The organism is Ornithinimicrobium carbonis (genome assembly GCF_050703245.1).
Lineage (GTDB): Bacteria > Actinomycetota > Actinomycetes > Actinomycetales > Dermatophilaceae > Ornithinicoccus.
The window spans coordinates 2378527-2399044 of the sequence record NZ_CP192647.1; the positions used below are offsets into that span (position 1 = coordinate 2378527).

Annotated in this window: 14 protein-coding genes and 3 pseudogenes; 4 read left to right on the top strand and 13 right to left on the bottom strand. The window is 74.6% G+C overall.

What is annotated here, in order from left to right:
- Positions 1-7: 7 nt before the first annotated feature.
- From ACQ95T_RS11890 to ACQ95T_RS11915, 6 genes are read right to left on the bottom strand one after another with little or no spacing between them, the layout of a single operon-like run.
- Positions 8-727, bottom strand: a complete 720-nt coding sequence (locus ACQ95T_RS11890) for a prepilin peptidase (protein WP_425943685.1) — start codon at positions 725-727, stop codon at positions 8-10.
- Positions 720-1556: a shikimate dehydrogenase gene (locus tag ACQ95T_RS11895; RefSeq protein ID WP_431472956.1), complete on the bottom strand. Its 837-nt coding sequence runs from the start codon at positions 1554-1556 to the stop codon at positions 720-722. Before ACQ95T_RS11895 ends, ACQ95T_RS11890 begins: the two co-directional genes overlap by 8 nt.
- 38 nt (positions 1557-1594) lie before the next feature.
- Entirely contained in the window at positions 1595-2836 is a 1242-nt protein-coding gene (gene mltG, locus ACQ95T_RS11900) for an endolytic transglycosylase MltG (RefSeq protein WP_425943689.1), read from the bottom strand.
- A 13-nt stretch (positions 2837-2849) separates the two neighbouring features.
- The gene (gene ruvX / locus ACQ95T_RS11905) at positions 2850-3341 is read right to left on the bottom strand and encodes a Holliday junction resolvase RuvX (RefSeq protein ID WP_425943691.1); all 492 of its coding nucleotides are present in this window, start codon (positions 3339-3341) and stop codon (positions 2850-2852) included.
- Positions 3338-6031, bottom strand: coding sequence for an alanine--tRNA ligase (gene alaS / locus ACQ95T_RS11910; RefSeq protein WP_425943693.1), 2694 nt, complete (start codon positions 6029-6031; stop codon positions 3338-3340). The genes ruvX and alaS overlap by 4 nt, the downstream gene beginning before the upstream one ends.
- Positions 6032-6077: 46 nt before the next feature.
- Entirely contained in the window at positions 6078-7373 is a 1296-nt protein-coding gene (locus ACQ95T_RS11915) for a replication-associated recombination protein A (protein WP_425943738.1), read from the bottom strand.
- Positions 7374-7482: 109 nt separating this feature from the next.
- Between ACQ95T_RS11915 and ACQ95T_RS11920 the strand changes: the two genes are divergently transcribed.
- The 4 genes and pseudogenes from ACQ95T_RS11920 to ACQ95T_RS11935 all read left to right on the top strand — a co-directional run bounded on the left by ACQ95T_RS11920 (position 7483) and on the right by ACQ95T_RS11935 (position 11443).
- Positions 7483-8412: an MMPL family transporter gene (locus ACQ95T_RS11920; RefSeq protein ID WP_431472957.1), complete on the top strand. Its 930-nt coding sequence runs from the start codon at positions 7483-7485 to the stop codon at positions 8410-8412.
- Positions 8334-9755, top strand: a complete 1422-nt coding sequence (locus ACQ95T_RS11925; RefSeq protein WP_431472958.1) for an MMPL family transporter — start codon at positions 8334-8336, stop codon at positions 9753-9755. The genes ACQ95T_RS11920 and ACQ95T_RS11925 overlap by 79 nt, the downstream gene beginning before the upstream one ends.
- A 334-nt stretch (positions 9756-10089) precedes the next feature.
- Positions 10090-10437: pseudogene (locus ACQ95T_RS11930) on the top strand (hypothetical protein); the annotation flags it as partial.
- Positions 10438-10672: 235 nt separating this feature from the next.
- Positions 10673-11443: a hypothetical protein gene (locus ACQ95T_RS11935; RefSeq protein ID WP_425943697.1), complete on the top strand. Its 771-nt coding sequence runs from the start codon at positions 10673-10675 to the stop codon at positions 11441-11443.
- A gap of 81 nt (positions 11444-11524) precedes the next feature.
- Here the strand turns inward: ACQ95T_RS11935 and ACQ95T_RS11940 are convergent, their stop codons facing one another.
- The 7 genes and pseudogenes from ACQ95T_RS11940 to ACQ95T_RS11970 form a co-directional block, all read right to left on the bottom strand.
- On the bottom strand, positions 11525-12319 hold the full coding sequence (locus tag ACQ95T_RS11940) for a phytoene desaturase family protein (RefSeq protein WP_431473917.1): 795 nt from the start codon (positions 12317-12319) through the stop codon (positions 11525-11527).
- Positions 12320-12894: 575 nt separating this feature from the next.
- Positions 12895-12999: pseudogene (locus tag ACQ95T_RS11945) on the bottom strand (FAD-dependent oxidoreductase); the annotation flags it as partial.
- A 41-nt stretch (positions 13000-13040) separates the two neighbouring features.
- Positions 13041-14874, bottom strand: a pseudogene (aspS, locus tag ACQ95T_RS11950) (aspartate--tRNA ligase).
- A 209-nt stretch (positions 14875-15083) separates the two neighbouring features.
- The gene (locus ACQ95T_RS11955; protein WP_425943703.1) at positions 15084-15689 is read right to left on the bottom strand and encodes an NUDIX domain-containing protein; all 606 of its coding nucleotides are present in this window, start codon (positions 15687-15689) and stop codon (positions 15084-15086) included.
- A gap of 33 nt (positions 15690-15722) precedes the next feature.
- Entirely contained in the window at positions 15723-17417 is a 1695-nt protein-coding gene (locus ACQ95T_RS11960) for a CTP synthase (protein WP_425943705.1), read from the bottom strand.
- Between the two features lie 16 nt (positions 17418-17433).
- Positions 17434-18639 (bottom strand): glycosyltransferase, encoded by a 1206-nt coding sequence (locus ACQ95T_RS11965; RefSeq protein ID WP_425943707.1) that lies wholly within the window; start codon positions 18637-18639, stop codon positions 17434-17436.
- Positions 18636-20318 carry a lipid II flippase MurJ gene (locus ACQ95T_RS11970; RefSeq protein ID WP_431472959.1) on the bottom strand — a complete coding sequence of 561 codons (1683 nt, stop codon included), beginning with the start codon at positions 20316-20318 and terminating at the stop codon, positions 18636-18638. The genes ACQ95T_RS11965 and ACQ95T_RS11970 overlap by 4 nt, the downstream gene beginning before the upstream one ends.
- Positions 20319-20518: the final 200 nt, after the last annotated feature.

The following is a 20518-nucleotide window of genomic DNA, read 5'->3' on the forward strand; positions in this document are numbered from 1 at the left end:
CGGCGGGTCAGAACAGACCGGCCGTGGGGCCGGGGACGAGCACGAGGCCGAGCAGCGCCCCGACCATCATCGGGGGCCCGTAGGCGAAGTCGCCCTTCCACCCGACCCGGCGCGTCAGCAGGAGCAGGACGGCCAGCAGCCCGCCGACGAGAAATCCCGCGTAGATGCCCGCGACCACCTCGGGCCAGCCGAACCACCCCAGGCCGGCGCCCAGCACGACGGCGAGCTTGACGTCGCCCAGGCCCAGGGCCAGCGAGCCCCGGGCCAGGGACAGCAGGGCCAGCAGCAGGTAGAAGCCCCCGCTGGCCACCCCGGCCACCATGGAGCGCACCCACGGTTCCAGCCCTCCGCCCACCAGCGCGGCGAGGAGCATGCCGGTGGCCAGGAACGCCATCGTGGGCCACATGATCCGGTCCGGGAGGCGGTGGACGTCCAGGTCCATGGCCGCCAGGCAGACGCAGGCCAGCGTCACGAGCAGCAGCGTGGCGGTGAGCACCACGGCCACCGGCCAGCCGGGCACGGCGTCGTCGTCGACGATCCAGACACGGTGCACCACCAGCGTCGAGGCGCCTGCGAGCGCGAACGGCACCCACCACCGGTTGCCCGGGTAAGGCACGTCCGCCTCGTCGGGCTTGCGGTAGGTGGTCGCCTCCAGCCAGCGGGCGACGGGGATGCCGAGCACCCCGACGACGAGCGCCACGAGGCCGAGGGCCACCTGCTCAGACACCGGTCGGTCCCTCCGACCACCGGGTCGTCGGAGAGGCACCGGCGGCCTCGAGCAGGGCCGTGCGCAACACCTCCACCGGGACATCATGCCCGGTCATCAGCCGCACCTGGCGGGCGGCCTGGTGCGCGAGCATCGCGGTGCCGCGCAGGACGGGCACCAGGCCCTCCGACGCGGACGCGACGGCCCTCGCAAAGCCGCTCGGCCACGGGGCGTAGGCCACGTCCATCACGACCGGGCACCCCCCGCCGAGCACCGCGCGGACCGTGTCCGCGGCGGGGTCGACGGTGGCCGGGAGGGTGTTCACGACGACGTCCGGGGCGCCGCCGCCGCGGTCCGTCCCCGGGAACGTGGCGACGGTGGTCCGGGCGCTCAGCCGCCCGAGGAGCTCCTCGGTGCCCGGACGGGCGCGGTCGCGCACCAGCAGCCGCACCTGCTCCACGCCGAGGCGGTCGAGCGCCACCAGCACCGAGCGGGCGGTCGCCCCGCCGCCCAGCACGACGGCCCGTCGGGGCCGGAGCAGGCCGGCCTCGGCCAGCGCGGCCCCCACGCCGTGGACGTCGGTGTTGAAGGCCGTCCACCCGCCGTCCGAGGGGACGAGGGTGTTGGCGCTCCCGGTGAGGACGGCGTCGTCGTCGGCGTGGTCGGCCAGCGCGAGAGCCTCGTCCTTCAGGGGCATCGTCACCGACAGCCCGGCCCACTGCGGACCCAGGCCGGCCACGAACCCGGCCAGCGCGCCCGGCGGGACCTCGGTGGCGGCATACTCCCACCCGGTGAGCGCGAGCCTGCGGTAGGCCGCCCGGTGGAGCACCGGTGAGAGGGAGTGCGCCACCGGGGACCCGACCACCGCGGCCCGCCGAGGACCCGCGGTCAGCACTGGTCCGGGTTGTCCTGGCACCACTGCTGGAAGAGCTGGACGTTCTCCTGGTGCCCCGCCCAGTCGGTGGCGAAACGGGTCTCCCCCGTCGAGGGGTCCACCGTGACGAAGTAGAGCCAGTCACCCGGCTCCGGTTCCAGCACCGCGCGGATCGCCTCCTCGCCCGGGCTGTTGATGGGACCGGCCGGCAGCCCCGGGTAGGCGTAGGTGTTGTGGGGGTCGTCGTCGGCGCGCTGCTCGTCCGTCGTGCCGGCCAGGCCGCGCTCCTGGAAGATGAAGTGCACCGTGGAGTCCATCTGCAGGTAGCCGTTGGTCTCCGGGTTGGGCTGCAGGCGGTTCTCGACGACCCGCGCCACCTTCGGCAGGTCCTCGGAGAACATGCCCTCGCCCTGGACGATGCTCGCCTTGATGATGACCTCGCGCAGCTCGTCGTCGGCGATCCCGAGGTCGGCGTAGACCTGCCTGCCCTGGTCGACGAGCGTCTGCAGCTGCTCCTCCGGGGTGGTGTCCGGCCCGAACTCGTAGGTGCTCGGGTAGAGGAAGCCCTCCAGCTCGCCCTCGGCGGCGTCGGGCAGGTCGAGGGAGGCGGGGTCGACCGCCTCGTAGTCGGCGACCTCGTGGCCGGTGGCCTCGGCCAGCGCGGCGAAGGTCTCGGCCACCCACAGGCCCTCACGGACGGTCACGCCGTCGATCTCCCGGAAGTTGCCGTCCAGGAGCCGCCCGAGCGCGGCCTGCGAACTCATCTGGCCGGCCATCCGGTAGGTGCCCGGCTGGATCGAGGAGGACCGGGGGTCGGCCTGCAGCGCGGCGGTGAACGCCCCGGCCGACGCCACGACGTCGTTCTCCACCAGCAGCTGGGCGATCTCCCCGCCGCCGGCGCCGGGTGGCACCTCGACCATGACCTCACCGGTCCCGGAGCCCTCGTAGTCCTGCGCGGTGGGCTCCCCGATCGAGACGTCGGGCAGCAGGTCGCGCATCCAGCCGACGGCGAAGACGGAGGCGGTGACGACGAGAGCCCCGGCGAGCAGCAGCGAGATGCCGACCAGGACCGGGTTGCGCCGTCGCCGGCGTCGCCGGCGGAACAGCTGCTCCTCGGGCTCGAGGACGTCGTCGGCCAACGACTCGTCGTGGTCGTGGACGCCACGCAGTCCGAGGACGTCGTCGTCGAACCGGGTCCCGGACGCCGTGCCGTGCACGTCGTGCTCGTCCCAGTCCTCGTGCGGAGGATGGCTCATCCGTGTCCTTTGCTCAGGGGCCGGACCGGGGGGTCCGGGGCTTGCGCGCCTTCAGGGGTTCACCGGGGGGACGGCCGGCGCGTCTGGCGTCCAGCGCCGACTGGAGGATGAGGACGGCGGCCGCCTGGTCCACGACTCCGCGGTGCTCGCGTCCCCGGACCCCGCTGCGGCGCAGGTTCCGGTGGGCGTCCACCGTGGTCAGACGTTCGTCGACCAGACGCACCGGCACCTCCAGACGCCGCTGCAGCGCAACAGCGTAGTCGCGGGCACGGCGTGCGGCCAAGCCCTCCTCCCCGGAGAGGGAACGGGGCAGGCCCACGACCACCCCGACGGCTCCCCGTCCGGCGACCTCCTCGGCGATGGCACCGAGGTCGGTCAGGCCCTCGGGGTCCCGGGGCAGGGTCGCCACCGGGTGGGCCAGCAGGCCGACGGCGTCGCTGGCCGCCAGGCCGACCCGGACCTCCCCGACGTCGACGCCGAGCAGCACCCCCGGGTCGGTCGTCACGGCCTCAGCTCGTCCTCGATGCGACGCAGCGCGTCGGCGGTCCGCGACGGGTCCTGGCCACCCCCCTGGGCCAGGTCGTCCTTGCCCCCGCCGCCGCCGCCGAGGGTCTGGGCGGCGACCTTCACGAGGGCGCCGGCCCGGATCCCCCGGCCGCGGGCGGCCTCGTTGGTCCCGACCACCACGTGGGGGCGTCCGCCGGAGGTGCCGGTGAGGGCGACGACCACGGGCCGGTCGGTACCGAGACGGCCCCGCAGGTCGGTCACCGCGCGGCGCAGGTCGTCCCCGGTCGACCCCTCGCCGAGGTCGTGACCCAGGAAGGTCACGCCGTCCACGTCGCGGGCACGGTCGGTGAGCGAGGCCGCCGCCGCCAGGGCCTGCTGGGCCTTGGCCGCGGCGATCTGACGCTCGGCCTCCTTCAGCCTCGCCATCAGCTGGCCGATGCGGTCCGGCAGCTCGTCGGGACGAACCTTCAGGGAGTCCGTGAGCTGGTTGACGATGACGTTCTCCCGCGCCAGGTGCTGGTAGGCGTCCGCACCGACCAGGGCCTCGACGCGGCGGACCCCCGACCCGATGGAGGCCTCGCCCATGATCTTCACGAGGGACAGCTGGGCGGAGTTGAGCACGTGGGTCCCGCCGCACAGCTCCAGCGACCACGGGCCGCCGACCGAGACGACGCGCACCACGTCGGGGTAGCGCTCCCCGAAGAGCGCCATCGCGCCCATCTCCCGCGCCTGGGCGAGCGGCATCTCGGCCGCGCTGACCGAGAGGTCGTCCATGAGCCGCTCGTTGATCCGGGCCTCGACCGCGGCCAGCTCCTCGCCGCCGAGCCCGCGGGTGGAACGGAAGTCGAAACGCAGCCGCCCCGGGGCGTTCTCGGACCCCGCCTGGGTCGCCGAGTCCCCGAGGGCCTCCCGCAGCACCTTGTGCACGATGTGCGTGGCGGTGTGCGCGCGGGACACCGAGGCCCGGCGGACCGAGTCGATCTCGGCGGTGGCGCGCTCGCCGACAGCGACCTCGCCCTCGAGGAGACGCCCACGGTGCACGACCAGACCGGGTGTCGGCCGCTGCACGTCGGTCACCTGGACCACCGCGCCGCCGGCCAACCGGAGGACGCCGTGGTCGGCCAGCTGCCCACCGGCCTCGGCGTAGAAGGGCGTGCTGCCCAGGACGACCTCGACCTCGGTGCCACCGGTCTCCGCGTCCTGCCCGACGGCGCTGAGCCGGTCCACCTCCTGGCCGGAGCTGAACAGTCCCACGACCGGGGCCTCGCCGCTCGTCTGCTCGTACCCGGTGAACTCCACCGGACGACCCAGCCGGTCGGCGACCTGCCGGTAGGAGGTGACCTCGCCGTGCCCGGCCTTCTTGGACCGGGCGTCGGCCTTGGCCCGCTGCCGCTGCTCGGTCATCAGCGTGCGGAAGCCCTCCTCGTCGACCGACAGGCCCTGCTCGGCCGCCATCTCCAGGGTGAGGTCGATGGGGAAGCCGTAGGTGTCGTGCAGCTGGAAGGCCTGCCCGCCGGCGAGCCGGGTGACCCCCGACTCCTTGGCCCGGGCGACGGCGGTGTCCAGGATCGTGGTGCCGCTGGCCAGCGTGCGCCGGAAGGCCTCCTCCTCGGCGTAGGCCACCTCGCTGATCCGGGCCCAGTCCCGCTCCAGCTCGGGGTAGGACTGCTTCATCACGTCCTTGCTCACCGGCAGGAGCTCTGGCAGGGCGGGGTCGTGGACGCCCAGGAGGCGCATCGAGCGCACGGCGCGGCGCAGGAGCCGGCGCAGGACGTAGCCGCGGCCCTCGTTGCCGGGGGTGACCCCGTCGCCCATGAGCATCAGCCCGGACCGGACGTGGTCGGCGACCACCCGGAAGCGGACGTCGTCGTCGTGGTCCTTGCCGTAGGCGCGACCGGACAGGTCCTCGGCGCGCTCGATGACGGGGTAGACCTCGTCGATCTCGTAGAGGTTGTCCACGCCCTGGAGCAGGTAGGCCACCCGCTCCAGCCCCATCCCGGTGTCGATGTTCTTCGTCGGCAGCTCCCCGGCGATGTCCACGTCGGTCTTGGAGCGGACCGCGGACAGCTCGTCCTGCATGAAGACGAGGTTCCAGATCTCCAGGTAGCGGTCCTCGTCCACGACGGGCCCGCCGTCGGGCCCGTGCTCGGGACCGCGGTCGATGTAGATCTCGCTGCAGGGTCCGCCCGGTCCGGGCACCCCCATGGACCAGTAGTTGTCGGCCGGCCCGCGCCGCTGGATGCGCTCCTGGGGCAGCCCGGCGATCCGGTGCCACAGGTCGGCGGCCTCGTCGTCGCCCTCGAGGACGGTCACCCACACGGACCCGGGGTCGAAGCCGAGGAACCCGTCGTCCTGCGACCCGGTGACGAACTCCCAGGCGTAGGCGATGGCCCGGTCCTTGAAGTAGTCGCCGAAGGAGAAGTTGCCGTTCATCTGGAAGAAGGTGCCGTGCCGGGTGGTCCGCCCGACCTCCTCGATGTCGAGGGTCCGCACGCACTTCTGCACCGAGGTGGCCCGCGGCCACGGCGCGCTCTCCTGGCCCAGGAAGTAGGGCTTGAAGGGCACCATGCCGGCGTTGACGAACAGCAGGTTGGGGTCGTCGTAGACCAGCGGGGCGCTGGGGACGACGGCGTGGTCCTTGCTCTCGAAGAACCTCAACCAGCGACGGCGGATCTCGGCGGTTTCCATGGTCTCCTCACCAGGGGGCAGACGGACCTTGCCACAATAGCCGCCGTCACCGGCCCCGGACGATCCGCCGCAGCTCGGCCCACCGGGCCGCGAGCCGCTCCTCCCACCCGCGCGTGGTGGGACGGTAGTAGTCGACGTCGGCCTCGAGCAGGTCGTCCGGGAGATACTGCTGGGGCCCGACCCCGGCCGGCTCGTCGTGGCTGTAGCGGTAACCCTCCCCGTGCCCGAGGCGGGCGGCCCCGGCATACCCGCTCCCCCGCAGGTGCGGCGGCACCGCCCCGCCACGACCGGCCCGGACGTCGGCCACGGCCGCGTTGATCGCGGCGTAGGCCGCGTTGGACTTGGGCGCCAGCGCGTTGTGCACCACCGCCTGGGCCAGCACGATCCTGGCCTCCGGCATCCCGATCTGGGCGACCGCGTGCATCGCGGCGACGGCGGTCTGCAGCGCCGTCGGGTCGGCCATGCCCACGTCCTCGCTCGCGGCGAGAACGATCCGGCGCGCGATGAACCGGGGGTCCTCCCCCGCCTCCAGCTGCCGGGCCAGGTAGTGCAGCGCCGCGTCGACGTCGCTGCCGCGCATCGACTTGATGAACGCGCTGGCCACGTCGTAGTGCTGGTCCCCCGCCCGGTCGTAGCGCACCGCCGCGGTGGCCACCGCCTGCTCGACCGTCGCCAGCGCGATGAGGGCCGGCTGGTCCTCGCGACCGGCCGGACGCTCGTCGGCCGCCACGCCGGCGGCGGCCTCGAGGGTGGTGAGCGCCCGCCGCGCGTCCCCGCCGGCCATCCGCACCACGTGGTCGAGGGCGTCGTCGTCGAGGGTGAACTCCCCCGCCAGACCCCGCTCGTCGGTGAGCGCGCGCCGGACCACCCCCGCGACCTGCTCGTCGGTCAGCGACCCGAGCCGCACCATGACCGAGCGCGAGAGCAGGGGCGCGATGATCGAGAAGGAGGGGTTCTCCGTCGTCGCCGCCACGAGGATCACCACCCGGTTCTCCACGCCCGGCAGGAGCGCGTCCTGCTGGGCCTTGGTGAACCGGTGGATCTCGTCGAGGAAGAGCACGGTGGCCCGCCCGTGCAGCGACCGCTGGCGCACGGCCTCCTCCATCGCCGCCCGCACGTCCTTCACCCCGGCCGTGACCGCGGAGAGCTCGACGAACCGACGGTCGCCCGCTGCGGCCACGAGGTGGGCCAGCGTGGTCTTCCCGGTGCCCGGCGGTCCCCACAGGATCGCCGACAGGGGCCCGGCCACCCCGGCGTGGCCCTCGATGAGCCGACGCATCGGGGACCCGGGTCGCAGGACGTCCTCCTGGCCGGCGACCTCGTCGAGCGTGCGCGGCCGCATCCGGACCGCCAGCGGTGGCCGCAGGTCCCCCTCGGCCGCGGTCCCGTCGGCGCCCGTGGATACGCTGAACAGGTCTGATCCACCACTCGACACCCTGGTGAGGCTACCCGTGGCCGGCTCGCACCGCCCTCCCCGCCGTCCTGCGCTGGCCGTGCTCGGCCGGTCGACGGTCCGCCACCGATGGTGGTACCTGCTCACCTGGTCGGTGCTGGTGGTCGCCGCCTTCGTCACCGCCCTGGGCCTCGGGCCGGGCCCCGGCCTCTTCGACCGCCTGACCTCCGGGGCGATCGAGGCCCCGGGTGCGGCCCAGGTCGTCCAGGAGATCACCGCCGCCGACGAGGAGGGACCGGCGCTCCTCGGGTCGGTGACCGGTGCCGACCTGCAGGACCCCGCCCTCGTGGCCGCGGTGGCGGGGTTCGCGGAGCGGGCCGCGGACGTCGACGGGGTGGCGGGGGTCGTCGCCCCCGTCCTGCACCCGGAGTGGCCCACCGCTCCCGAGGCGCTCGTCGCGGTCCGGGACCAGGACCCCTCCGGCGGTGCCTTCCTGCTGACCGTCGAGCTGGAGCCCGAGGTGACCTTCCCGCAGGCCCGGGACGTGCTGGTCGGCCTGGAGGCGGCATACGAGGAGCTCCTGGCGGACCACACGGGCGCGGTGGACTGGGGCGGCGTCCCCCTGCTCGTCGACGACATCACCGACCAGATCCAGGTCGACCTGCAACGGGGCGAGGGCATCGCCCTGCCGATCTCCCTCGTCGTCATGGTCGTGGTCTTCGGTGGCGTCCTGGCCGCCCTCATGCCGGTCCTCGGCGCGGTCGCGAGCATCGGGGGCGGCCTGGCGATCCTGCTCGGCTTCTCCTACCTGATCGACCTCGACGCCACCGTCGTCAACATCGTCACGGTCATGGGGCTGGCCCTGTGCATCGACTACGGCCTCCTCCTGGTCTCCCGGTTCCGGGAGCAGTGGAGGCGGTCGCCCCGGGGGTACCCCACCGGGAGCTGTCCCAGGACCAGATCGAGGCGGCCGTCGTCGGAGCCCTGACGACGGCCGGCCGCACGGTGCTCTTCTCCGGCCTGATCGTGGGGATCGCCCTGTCCGGGCTGGTCCTCTTCGAGGCACCGATCATGCGGGCGATCGGGGCCGCCGGGGTCGCCGTCGTGGTGGTCGCGCTGCTCGTCGCGCTCACCCTGGTCCCCGCGCTGGCCGCCACGTGGGCGCGCCGCCTCGGGCACCGCCGGGGAGCCGGCGCGACCGCGGACGAGGGGATCTTCAGCCGGCTGGCCACCGCGGTCCAGCGACGCCCGGTGATCACCGTCGTGGCCAGCACCGCCGTGCTGCTCGCGCTCGCCTGGCCCGCGCTCGGCCTGCGGCTGACCTCTTCCGGGACCGACCTGCTGCCGCCCGGGGCCGACCAGCGCGTCTTCTTCGAGCAGCTGGACGAGGACTACCCCCTGGTGGCCGCCCCCGACGTCGTGGCCCTCGTCCAGGCACCGCGGGAAGAGACCCTCACCTGGGCCGAGGAGGTCTCGAGCCTGCCCGGGGTCAGGGACGTCGACCCGCCGCAGGACCTGGGGGCGTGGCCGGCCGACGTCCCGCTCGCGGACGGCGCCGACCCGGACGACCCGCTGTGGCGCGTCGGGGTGCGGGTGGAGGACGGGCCCCTGGGGGACCCGGCCCGCGAGGTCGTGACCGCGCTCAGGTCCAGCACCGGCCCGGACGGTGGCGCGGTGTGGGTGGGTGGGCAGGCCGCCTCCCTCGCCGACTTCGTGGACTCCGTCTGGGACCGGGCCGCCTGGGCCGCGGCCTGGATCGGCGGCGCCACCCTCGTCCTGCTCTTCCTCCTCAGCGGCTCGGTCGTCATCCCGCTCAAGGCCCTGGTGCTCAACGTCGTCTCGCTGGGGGCGAGCCTGGGCCTGACGGTCCTGGTCTTCCAGCACGGCTACCTCGAGGGTCTTCTGGGGTTCGAGTCGGTGGGTGCCCTGGAGTCGGTCATCCCGCTGCTCGTGCTCGCGTTCGGCTTCGGGCTGTCGATGGACTACGAGGTGTTCCTGCTCTCGCGGATCATCGAGCTGCACGAGCAGGGCCACGACGACGACACCGCGGTCCGCCTCGGCGTCCAGCGCTCCGGGCGGATCATCACCTCGGCCGCGGTCATCATGGTCGTCGTCTTCTCCGGGTTCGCGGCGGGCCACATGCTGGCCATCAAACAGACCGGGTTCGCCCTGGCCGCCGCCGTCCTCGTGGACGCCACGGTCGTGCGGATGCTCGTCGTCCCGGCCACGATGACGCTGCTGGGCCGGTGGAACTGGTGGGCCCCGGACTGGCTGCGCCGGGTGCACGCGCGGGTGGGGGTCTCCGAGCACGCTCCCGCGGCGGGGGTATGACGTGCGCCGGGTCCGCACGCACGCGGAGCTGGTGGCGCTCTCCGGGGGTGACCCCTGGGTCCGCTGGGCGCTGGACCCGGCGCTGCCGGGAGAGGCGTGGGTGCACGGACCGGTGATGCTCGTCGAACGGCTCGGGGAGCGGCGAGGGTTCTGGGTGGCCCCGCTGGGAGGCCCGGCCGAGGTCGGCCCCGAGGACGTCCGCGCCGCCCTGGGGGCGCTGCGGGACGGCGGACACCTGCACCGTCTGCGCAGCCGGTCCGTCTCCGTGGTCCGCTCCCACGCCGCCGTCGCCCACGAGGTCCTGGACCTGGGCGACGGCGGCGACTGGGACTGGATGTGGTCCGCGACCCCTCCCCCCGCCGACGCCCGGGAGGCCGAGCTCGAGGAGCTGGACGACGGGCAGGACGCGGCCGAGCTGTCGGCGTTCACCCGCCGGCACAATCCCCGCGTCTGGACCGAGATCGGCACCGGTCGGGTGGTCCGCTGGGTGGGGAGGCGGGACGACGCCGGGCACCTGACCGCGGTGGGCGGGGCCGAGCGGGAGGCGGGCGGCGTGCCCCACCTGGCCGGCATCGTCACCGCCACCGGCCTGCGAGGGCACGGCTGGGGCGGCGTGGTCACGGCCGCCCTGACCCGGTGGGCCCTGGGCGAGCACGGGGTCTGCACGCTGGGCGTCTTCGCGGACAACACGGCTGCTCTGCGGGTCTACCGGCGCCTGGGCTACCGCACCGCCCGCGCCTGGCACAGCCGCCGCTCCTGCAGGGGTGACGTCCGTCCTGCGGATCCGGGACCTTTGGCCCTACTACCGACGATAGGAGATGCGTCAGGGTGGAGCCATGCCCCTCCCGGGCACGCCGCCGGCCCGTCCGGCGGGACACCACGATCCGGGTCCCCTGCCCGGAGGAGGTTCCTTCCCCATGGCACAACGTCTTCGTCTCGTCGGGATCATGCTCATGGTCTTCGGTCTGGTCTTCCTGATCGGCTCCGGCGTCGCCTTCAAGATGTACCAGGACGGCAGGCATTCCCTGCAGAGCTTCAGCGAGGTCCAGGGCGTCGAGCTCTCGTACAACGAGGACGGCCAGCTCGTCGACCGCGGCACCACCGAGGAGGCCGACGCGATCATGGCCATGCTCGAGGACGAGTGGGGCTACCCCGTCTCGGGCCGCGAGATGAACGCAGACGACCCGCTGGTCAACAGCGCGAGCGAGTACATGTTCCAGATGGCCACCGTCGTGCACCACGTCATCAACGGCACCACCGAGGTCACCCTGACCGAGGAGCAGCTGGTCGACGCCGAGGGCAACGCCCTCACCGAGCTGCAGGTCGGCGACGAGACCGTGCCGGTGCCCGACCCCGTCCCGGCCGAGGGCATGACCGTCGAGTACCCCAACGGCGGCAAGTACTGGAACGACTTCGACCGCACCAACCCGGCCGACGCCGCCGCCCGCGGCGAGATCTGGACCGGCACCGTCCACGGACTCGTCGGTGAGCTCGGCGTGGGCACCGTGACCGCCTCGGCGCTCAAGCTGGCCCTGGGCATGACCGCCCTCGTCGCCGGGCTGGGCGTCATCAACATCCTCACCGGAGCGGGCCTGTTCTGGGCCGCCGGCGCCCGCCGCAGCGACGGTGACGGCCCGGTCGCCGACAGCGACGAGGACCGTCGGGTCCTGGTCGACCAGACCGCCTGACCCGCGCCGCACAGGCCCCGCCCCCGGATCTCTCGGGGCGGGGCCTGAGCCGTCCCCGCCCCGGGTGCTCGGCGCGGCGTCTCAGGGAGCGAGCGAGGGCACGGGGCGTCCGAGCGCGCGCAGGACCCGGCGGGCGGCGTGCAGCCCGGACATGCCGTGCACGCCCGGGCCCGGAGGGGTGGAGGCCGAGCAGAGCCACACGCCGGGCGCGACGGCGTACGGGTCCATCCGTGCGGTGGGCCGGGAGATCATGTGCCACAACGAGATCGCCCCTCCGGAGATGTCACCGTCGGGGTAGGCGGCGTTGTGCTCGGCCATCCGGGAGGCGGGCGTGACCACGCAGTCCACGACGAGGTCGCGGAACCCGGGGGCGAACCGTTCCAGCTGGGCGTCGGCCTGGGCACGCACGTCCCGGGAGGAGCCCCGGGGGACGTGCGCGTAGGCCCACACCGGTCGCAGACCGGTGCGGCCCAGTCGTCCCGGGTCGAGCGGAACCGGGTCGCTCAGCAGCATCATGGGACGCTCGGCGTGCCGGCCCGCCGCCACCTCGGCCTCCGCGCGGCGCATGTCCCCCACGTCGCCGCACACGTGCACGGTGCCGGCCAGCGCGACCTCCGGCCGGCTCCAGGGCACCGGTCCGGACAGCACGTAGTCGAGCTTGCACACGCCGGCTCCCACGGGCAGGGACCGCAGGCGCGAGCGGTACGGCTCGGCCAGCAGGTCCGCGGCGACCCGGGCGTGGGTGTCCAGCAGGGTCGCCCGGGCGGAGGGCAGGTCCTGGCCGCTGCGGACCGGGTGGTCGGGGACGACCTCGCCCCCGTGGGCGCGCAGATCGGCCAGAAGCGCGTCGGTGATGCGGCCGATGCCCCCGCGCACCAGCGGCCACCCGGTGGGGGGCCGTGAGCCAGAGCGCCGAGGTATGCCGCCGTGCCCGCCGCCGCCGGAGAGGGGATGCGGGTGATCGTGTGCGCGGCCACGCCGGTGATCAGCGCCCGGGCCTCCTCGGTGCGCCACCACCGTTCGCCGCCGGGTCCCGAGAGCACCGCCAGGGCCTGGAGGAAGGCGGCCGCGCCGGCTGGCGTGCCGGCACCGGACCACGGCACGGAGCGCTTGTCCGACAGGGCGATCGAGGCCACCTCCTGGCGGTGCCGGACCAGGGGGCCGACGAGCCGCCGCCACGCGCCGGCGTCCACCCCGAGGTCCTCGGCGGTCCGGTCCAGGTCCCGCCAGGCGATGCCCGCCCGGCCACCGTCCAGGGGCTGGGCGTAGGAGACCTCCGGCACCAGGAGCTCGACCCCACGCGCCGCCAGGTCGAACTCCTCGAAGAACGCGGAGCCGGACACGGCCGCGGGGACGGCCGCGCAGACGTCCTGCACCAGCCCCTCCCCCGCCGGGACGCGCGGACCCTCCAGCGGCAGCGTCCGGACTCCGCCGCCGGGGGTGGGCTGTCCCTCCAGCACGGTGACCCGCAGCCCCGCGCGCGCCAGCGTGACGGCGGCGGCCAGCCCGTTGGGGCCCGAGCCCACGACGACGGCGTCCACGGGTCGGGGAGTCATGACCCCACGCTAACGGGAGGGCCGGCACCCCGCCGGTCGACTCAGCTCCGGGTCGGTGACACCTCGGGCGCCCCCTGCGGGGCCGGCGCCGGCTGCTCGGGCACGGCGTCGATCCCGGCCTCCTTGCGCTGCTCGGGGGTGATCGGGGCGGGCGCCTCGGTCAGCGGGTCGAAGCCGCCCCCGGTCTTGGGGAAGGCGATGACGTCCCGGATGGAGTCCGTGCCCGCGAGCAGGGCCACGATCCGGTCCCAGCCGAAGGCGATGCCGCCGTGCGGCGGCGCGCCGTACTTGAACGCCTCGAGCAGGAAGCCGAACTTCTCCTGGGCCTGCTCCGCCGACAGGCCCATGATGGCGAAGACACGCTCCTGGACGTCGCGGCGGTGGATACGGATGGAGCCGCCGCCGATCTCGTTGCCGTTGCAGACCAGGTCGTAGGCGTAGGCCAGGGCCGAACCGGGGTCCTCCTCCAGGGAGTCGAGGAACTCCGCCTTCGGCGAGGTGAACGCGTGGTGGACGGCGGTCCAGGCGCCGGAGCCCACGGCGACGTCCCCGGCCTCGACCGCGTCGCCGGCCGGCTCGAAGAGGGGCGCGTCGACGACCCAGAGGAAGCTCCACGCCGACTCGTCGATCAGTCCCGCGCGCCGACCGATCTCGAGCCGGGCGGCGCCCAGGAGGGCCCGCGAGGGCTTGGTCGGGCCGGCCGCGAAGAAGACGGCGTCACCCGGGGAGGCCCCCACGTGGTCGGCGAGGCCGGCCCGCTCGGCGTCGGAGATGTTCTTGGCCACCGGGCCGCCCAGGGTCCCGTCCTCGCCGACGGTGACGTAGGCCAGCCCCTTGGGCCCCCCGCTGCTTGGCCCACTCCTGCCAGGCGTCGAACTGCCGGCGCGGCTGCGACCCGCCCCCGGGCATGACGACGGCGCCCACGTGCTCGGCCTGGAACACCCGGAACGGGGTCCCGGAGAAGTACTCGGTGCAGTCGGTCAGCTCCAGGTCGAGGCGCAGGTCGGGCTTGTCGGTCCCGTAGCGGGCCATCGCCTCGGCGTAGGTCATCCGCGGGAAGGGGGTGTCCAGCTCGATCCCCTGCACCCCCCAGACGGCCCGGGCCAGGGCCTCACCGAGCTCGATGACGTCGTCCTGGTCCACGAAGCTCATCTCGACGTCGAGCTGGGTGAACTCCGGCTGCCGGTCGGCGCGGAAGTCCTCGTCGCGGTAGCAGCGGGCGATCTGGTAGTACCGCTCCATCCCGGAGACCATGAGGAGCTGCTTGAACAGCTGGGGGCTCTGGGGCAGGGCGTACCAGCTCCCGGGCTGCAGGCGCGCCGGGACGAGGAAGTCGCGAGCGCCCTCCGGGGTGGAGCGGGTCAGCGTGGGCGTCTCGATCTCGACGAAGTCGCGCTCGGCCAGCACGGTGCGGGCGGCGGCGTTGACCCGCGAGCGCAGCCGCAGGTTGGCGCCCGCCGAGCTGGCCCCGGGACGACGCAGGTCCAGGTAGCGGTGCCGCAGCCGGGCCTCCTCCCCCACGCTCACCCGCTCGTCGATCTGGAAGGGCAGCGGAGCCGACTCGCTGAGCACCTCGATGCCGGTGGCGACCACGTCGACCGCGCCGGTGGGCAGGTCGGGGTTGACGTCCTTGTCCGCGCGGGCGGTCACCTCGCCGGTCACCGTGATGCAGTACTCGCTGCGCAGGTCGTGGACCATGTTCCCGCCGGTGAGCACCTCGTCGCGCGCCACGACCTGCACGACGCCGCTGGCGTCCCTCAGGTCGACGAAGGCCACGCCTCCGTGGTCGCGACGACGGGCCACCCACCCGGCGAGGGTGACCGTGGTCCCGACGTGCTCGGCGCGCAGCGTGCCGGCCTCGTGGGTGCGAAGCATGTTCGTCTCCTCTCGGGTCGTGTCCCGGAGGGGCGGGGTGCCCGTCCGGAAGGCAGCCCGCAAAGGTGTGGGCGGGGGCCAGGTCGCGGTGCCACCACACCTTCGCCGAGGGATCCTCGGCCTCTCGTCGGTCCGCCGGACGCGCGGTGCGCAGGTCGGGGTCCTCGAGGGATCCCGGCGGGTCGTCACTCCGCCCTGCGCACGAGAGGTCAGTCTAACCGCGCCGCCAGCGCCAGCACACCGACGACCAGCGGCCCGTTGCGCACCTGCCCGCCCAGCACCGCGGCCACCGCGTCGGACAGGCCCACCCAGCCCACCGGCATACCCGCCTCCTCGTGCTCCCGCTCGTGCCGCTCCTCGGCGGGCACCTCGGAGAGCCCGGTCGCCACGAACAGGGTGATGACCTCGCCCAGGCTCCCCGGGGAGGGGGTGAAGGCGAACAGCTCCTCCCACCGGCCGGCCCGCAGGTCGGCCTCCTCGGCCAGCTCGCGCCGGGCGGCCTCCAGGGGCGCCTCCCCCTCCACGTCGAGCAGCCCCGCGGGCAGCTCCCAGTCCTCCGCGCCGACGGGGTGGCGGTACTGTCGGATGACGAGGACCTCGGGCTCCCCGCGGTCCTCCCGGACGGCGAGCACGAGGACCGCGCCGCCGTGCTCCACGTAGTCCCGGGTGACGACGCCACCCCCACCCAGGTCGACCTCGTCCCGGCGCACGTCCCAGACCCGCCCGCTGAAGGGGACCTCGGTGCTCACCACGGGACGGCGCCCGGGCAGGTCCTGCAGGTCGGCGGCGCTGAGGCGGGGGGCGTCCAGGCTCATGGCCCTACGGTAGGCGGTGCTCCGACGGCCGGCTCACTCCGGCAGCTCGTGCTGGTGGTGGCGGCCCTCCACCTCGACGAGGCGCTGGGCGCGCTGCTGGTCGAGGGCCGCGGCCACGAGCCCGGCGAAGAGCGGATGGGCGTGGTCGGGGCGGGACTTGAACTCGGGGTGCGCCTGCGTCGAGACGTAGTAGGGGTGCACGTCGGACGGCAGCTCGACGAACTCCACCAGGGACCCGTCGGGCGAGGTCCCGCTGATGACCAAACCCGCGTCGGTCAGGCGGTCGCGGTAGGCGTTGTTGACCTCGTAGCGGTGGCGGTGGCGCTCGGTGACCTCGGTGGTGCCGTAGGCCCCGGCCACCACCGACCCCTCCCGCAGGGCGGCCGGGTAGGACCCCAGCCGCATGGTGCCGCCCAGGTCCCCGGCACCCTCGACGAAGGACTTCTGCTCCTCCATGGTGGCGATCACCGGCTCGGCGGTCTGCGGGTCGAACTCGGTCGAGCTGGCTCCCTCGATGCCGGCGACGTGGCGGGCGTGCTCGATGACCATGGCCTGCAGCCCCAGGCAGATGCCCAGCGTGGGCACCCCCCGCTCCCGGGCCCAGCGCAGGGCCCCGATCTTGCCCTCGATGCCCCGGACCCCGAAGCCGCCGGGCACCAGGACGGCGTCGACACCGCCGAGGGCCGTGCTGGCACCGGCGTCGGTGCGGCACTCGTCGGAGGCGACCCACCGCACGTCCACCTTGGCGTCGTGCCGGAAACCACCGGCGCGCAGCGCCTCGGTGACCGAGAGGTAGGCGTCGGGCAGGTCCACGTACTTGCCCACGAGGGCGATCTCGATCCGGTGCTCCGGCTCGTGCACCCGCTCGAGCAGGGCGTCCCAGGCCGACCAGTCGACGTCCTTGAACGGCATCCCCAGGTGGCGCACGACGTAGGCGTCCAGCATCTCGGCGTGCAGCACCCGGGGGATGTCGTAGATGCTCGGGGCGTCGATGCAGGCCGCGACGCCGTCGTTCTCCACGTCGCACATCAGCGAGATCTTGCGCTTGATGCCCTCGGGGATGGCGCGGTCGGCCCGCAGCACGAGGGCGTCGGGGGTGATGCCGACCTGCCGCAGGGCCGCCACCGAGTGCTGGGTGGGCTTGGTCTTGAGCTCGCCGCTGGGCGCCAGGTAGGGCACGAGCGAGACGTGCAGGAAGAAGCAGTTGGCCCGGCCGATGTCGTGCCGGACCTGACGGGCGGCCTCCAGGAACGGCAGCGACTCGATGTCGCCGACGGTGCCGCCGATCTCGGTGATGATGATGTCCGGACGATCCGCGTCGTCGGCGTCGGCCGCCGCCCGCATCCGTGCCTTGATCTCGTTGGTCACGTGCGGGATGACCTGGACGGTGTCGCCGAGGTACTCCCCGCGCCGCTCCCGCGCGATGACGTCGTTGTAGACCTGGCCCGTGGTCACGTTGGACCGACCCGAGAGGTTGGTGTTGAGGAAGCGTTCGTAGTGCCCGATGTCCAGGTCGCACTCGGCGCCGTCCTCGGTGACGAAGACCTCGCCGTGCTGGAAGGGGTTCATCGTCCCCGGATCGACGTTGATGTAGGGGTCCAGCTTCTGCATCGTCACCCGCAGCCCGCGCGAGCGGAGCAGGAACCCCAGGCTGGAGGCCGTCAGACCCTTCCCCAGCGAGGAGGCCACGCCCCCCGTTACAAAGATGTGCTTCGTCGTCTCCGCCACGGGCTGCCAGTCTACGTCACGGTCGGGACGGACCGGTCCGGGGGTGGTCCGCCAGGACCCCACGGTATGCCGTGAGCGCCGCCGTGAGCGCGTCCGCCCCGGTGGGCAGCTGCGCGGCCCTGTCCGTGGCCCGGTGCCGCAGCGCGAGCAGTGCCGCCGGGTCCCCCAGGAGGTCCCCCAGCGCCACCGCGACCGCCGCTGCGACCTGCTCGTCGTCGCCCTCGTCCGGGACGAGGGCCGCCGCGTCGCCGACGACGAGCCCGGTCCCGCCCACATCGGTGGCCACGACCGCCGCCCCCTGCTGCAGAGCCTCCTGCAGCCACACCGGCTGACCCTCCCACCGCGCCGTCGACAGCACGACGTCGGCCCCGGCCAGCAGCCGGGGGACGTCGTCGCGGTGGCCCAGCAGGTGCAGGTCGGCCCGGACCCGGGCCGCGGCCGTCAGCGCGTCCCGCTCCGGCCCCTCCCCCGCCACCACGAGGTGCACCGTCGGGGAGCCGCCGCTGTCGCCGACCGTGCCCGGGCGGGCGCCCGGGCGGGTCGTGGTCGGGCGGGGACCGTTGAGCCGGTCCAGCGCGGCCACAGCGCGGTTCAAGCCCTTCTGGGCGGCCAGGCGCCCCACCAGCAGCACTACGGTCGCCCCCGGGTCCAGGCCGGCCACCCGGCGCAGGTGGTCCCGGGCGTCGGCGCCGTCCAGGCGCGGGCACGGGGGTGCGGGCACCACGGCGAGGTCGACGGCCCGGGCCCCCGCGGACCGGGCGCGCCGGACCAGGTCCGGCGACACGCCCAGGACCAGGTCGGCGCGTGCGGCGACGAGACGCTCCATACCGGTGTAAAGGAGCCTGGCCGCGCCCCGCTCCGGCGTCGCGTTGTGGGTGGTCACCACCAGGGAGGGCGGGCCGGCGCGGCGGGCGAGGGCGCCCAGGGCTCCGGCGCGCAGGCCGTGGGCGTGCACGACGTGAGCACCGGCAGCGGCGGCGCGCAGGGTCCGGACGGAACGGCCGTCACGGAGGGGGTGGGGGGCAGCACCGACCGGCAGCGGCACCACCCGCGCGTGCCGGTCCAGGTCGAAGCGGTCGGCGACCTCCGGGGGGCAGGCGACGGCCACGTGGTGCCCGTCGGCGGCGAGTCCGGCCGCCAGCATCTGCACGTGCCGGCCCACGCCGCCGGCGACCAGGGCGGTCACCAGCAGCACGCGCAGCGGCTCGACGGACCCGGTCATCGGCCGCCCCGGCCCCGGCGGGCCGCCCGCAGGGGAGACCGCCCTGGGGTGCCGTCCGCGGGGGGTGCCGGTCGCGACCCTCCCCGGCGCACCACCTGCGCCGCCGTCCCGGGGTCCACCGTGCGCAGGCCGACGATCGCTCCCGTCAGCACCAGGACCGCCACGAGCGCGGCCCGACCCAGGGTGGGGACCCATCCACCGGCGGGGTCGCCCAGGACCAGCTCGGCGAGCACGACCACGGGGAGCGTGCCCACGAGCACGGCGGTCCCGGCCCGGACCGTGCCGCGGGTCGCCTCCGCACCCCAGGCCCCGCGCAGCTCGCGCAGCAGCAGGAGCCCGGCGACCGTCATACCGACGGAGGACCCGAGCGCCAGCACCCGCAGGGTGGTCTCGACGGACCCACCGGTCGGCGCCACCACCAGGGGCAGCAGCCCCGCCGACGCCCACCCCGCCGCCGCCGCCGCCGCGGCCCGCAGCGGCGACCCGTGCGCGTAGAGGGCACGGGTGGCCACCGCGACGACCGCGAACCCGAGCAGACCCGGCGCGAGGAGACCCAGCGTGGCCGGGAGGGCTGCGAGGGTCTCTGCCCCCGGCCCCCCGGCCCCGGCGTCCAGGAGCACGAAGGCCCGGCCGACCTCCCGGCGGACCGCGACGAGGACGGCCGCGGCGACGACGGCCGCGGCCACGACAGCCGCCCGGGTCTGCCGCAGGACCCGGCGGGCGCGGACCCGGTCCCCGCTGAACCGGGGAAAGGCGACGGTGGCCAGGGGGACCACCAGCACCGCGTAGGGCAGCAGGTAGGCGGTCTGGGCGTAGGTCCAGACGGTGATGGCCGCCACCCCGCTCGCCGCGTTGGTGAGGAGGAGCACGACGACCGTGGTGGTCTGCTGGGCGAGGACGACCCCGACCCCCGCGACGACGAGCAGCCCGGCGCGGGCACCGGAGCCCTGCGGAAAGCGCCAGGTCGGCCGCCAGCGCAGGTCCAGACGCCGGGCCGGGGCCAGGAGCGGCAGGGTCAGGGCGACGACGCCGAGCGTCGTCCCGCCCGCGAGCAGCCAGTACGCCGACGCCGGGAGCTCACCCAACGGACGGGTCGGGTCGTGCAGGGCACCGAACGCGATGTAGACGGCCACGACGACCAGGCTCGAGAGCAGGGGTGCCGTCGCCGCCGCCAGGAACCGGCCGTGGGCGTGCAGCACCCCGGTGAGCACGATCCCCAGGCCGTAGAGGAGGACCTGGGGGGCGAACAGCAGCAGCATCAGCCGGCCGGCCGCCCGGGCGTCCTCCGGGGAGCACCCTTCCTGGGTGCCCAGCAGCCACGTGGTCAGCGGCCCGGCGGCCAGCGCCACCACCACGGCGAGCGGCAGCAGCACCGTGACGGTCCAGGTCATCAGGGCGGACGCGGTCCGGCCGGCCAGGTCGGTGCGACCCCGGTGCAGGTGGCCCGCCACGAGCGGCACGGCCACTGCGGCCAGCGCGCCCCCGGCGGCGACCTCGAACAGGACGTTGGGCACGAGGTTGGCCGTCGCGTAGACCTGGCCCACGCAGGTGGCCCCGACGGCGTGGGAGAAGACCACCCACCGCACCAGGCCCACGGCCCGGGCCAGCAGGGTGATGCCGGCGACCAGGCCGGCGGCGGCCAGCAGGCCTCCCGCCGACGTCCTCGCGGGGGCGTTCACCGAGGACGGCCCCACCGTCCAGCTCACGCAGGACGGGGACGGAGTCGATGACCCGGCTGAAGCTGATCCGTTCGCTGAGCAGGGTGAGCCCGGTGAGGACCGCGAGCGCCGTCCACCGTCCCCCGGCCCCGAGCCGGTGCGCCGCCGCGGCGCCGACGGCCGCGCCGAGAGGGTTGGCGCCGGTGTCCCCGAGCATGGTG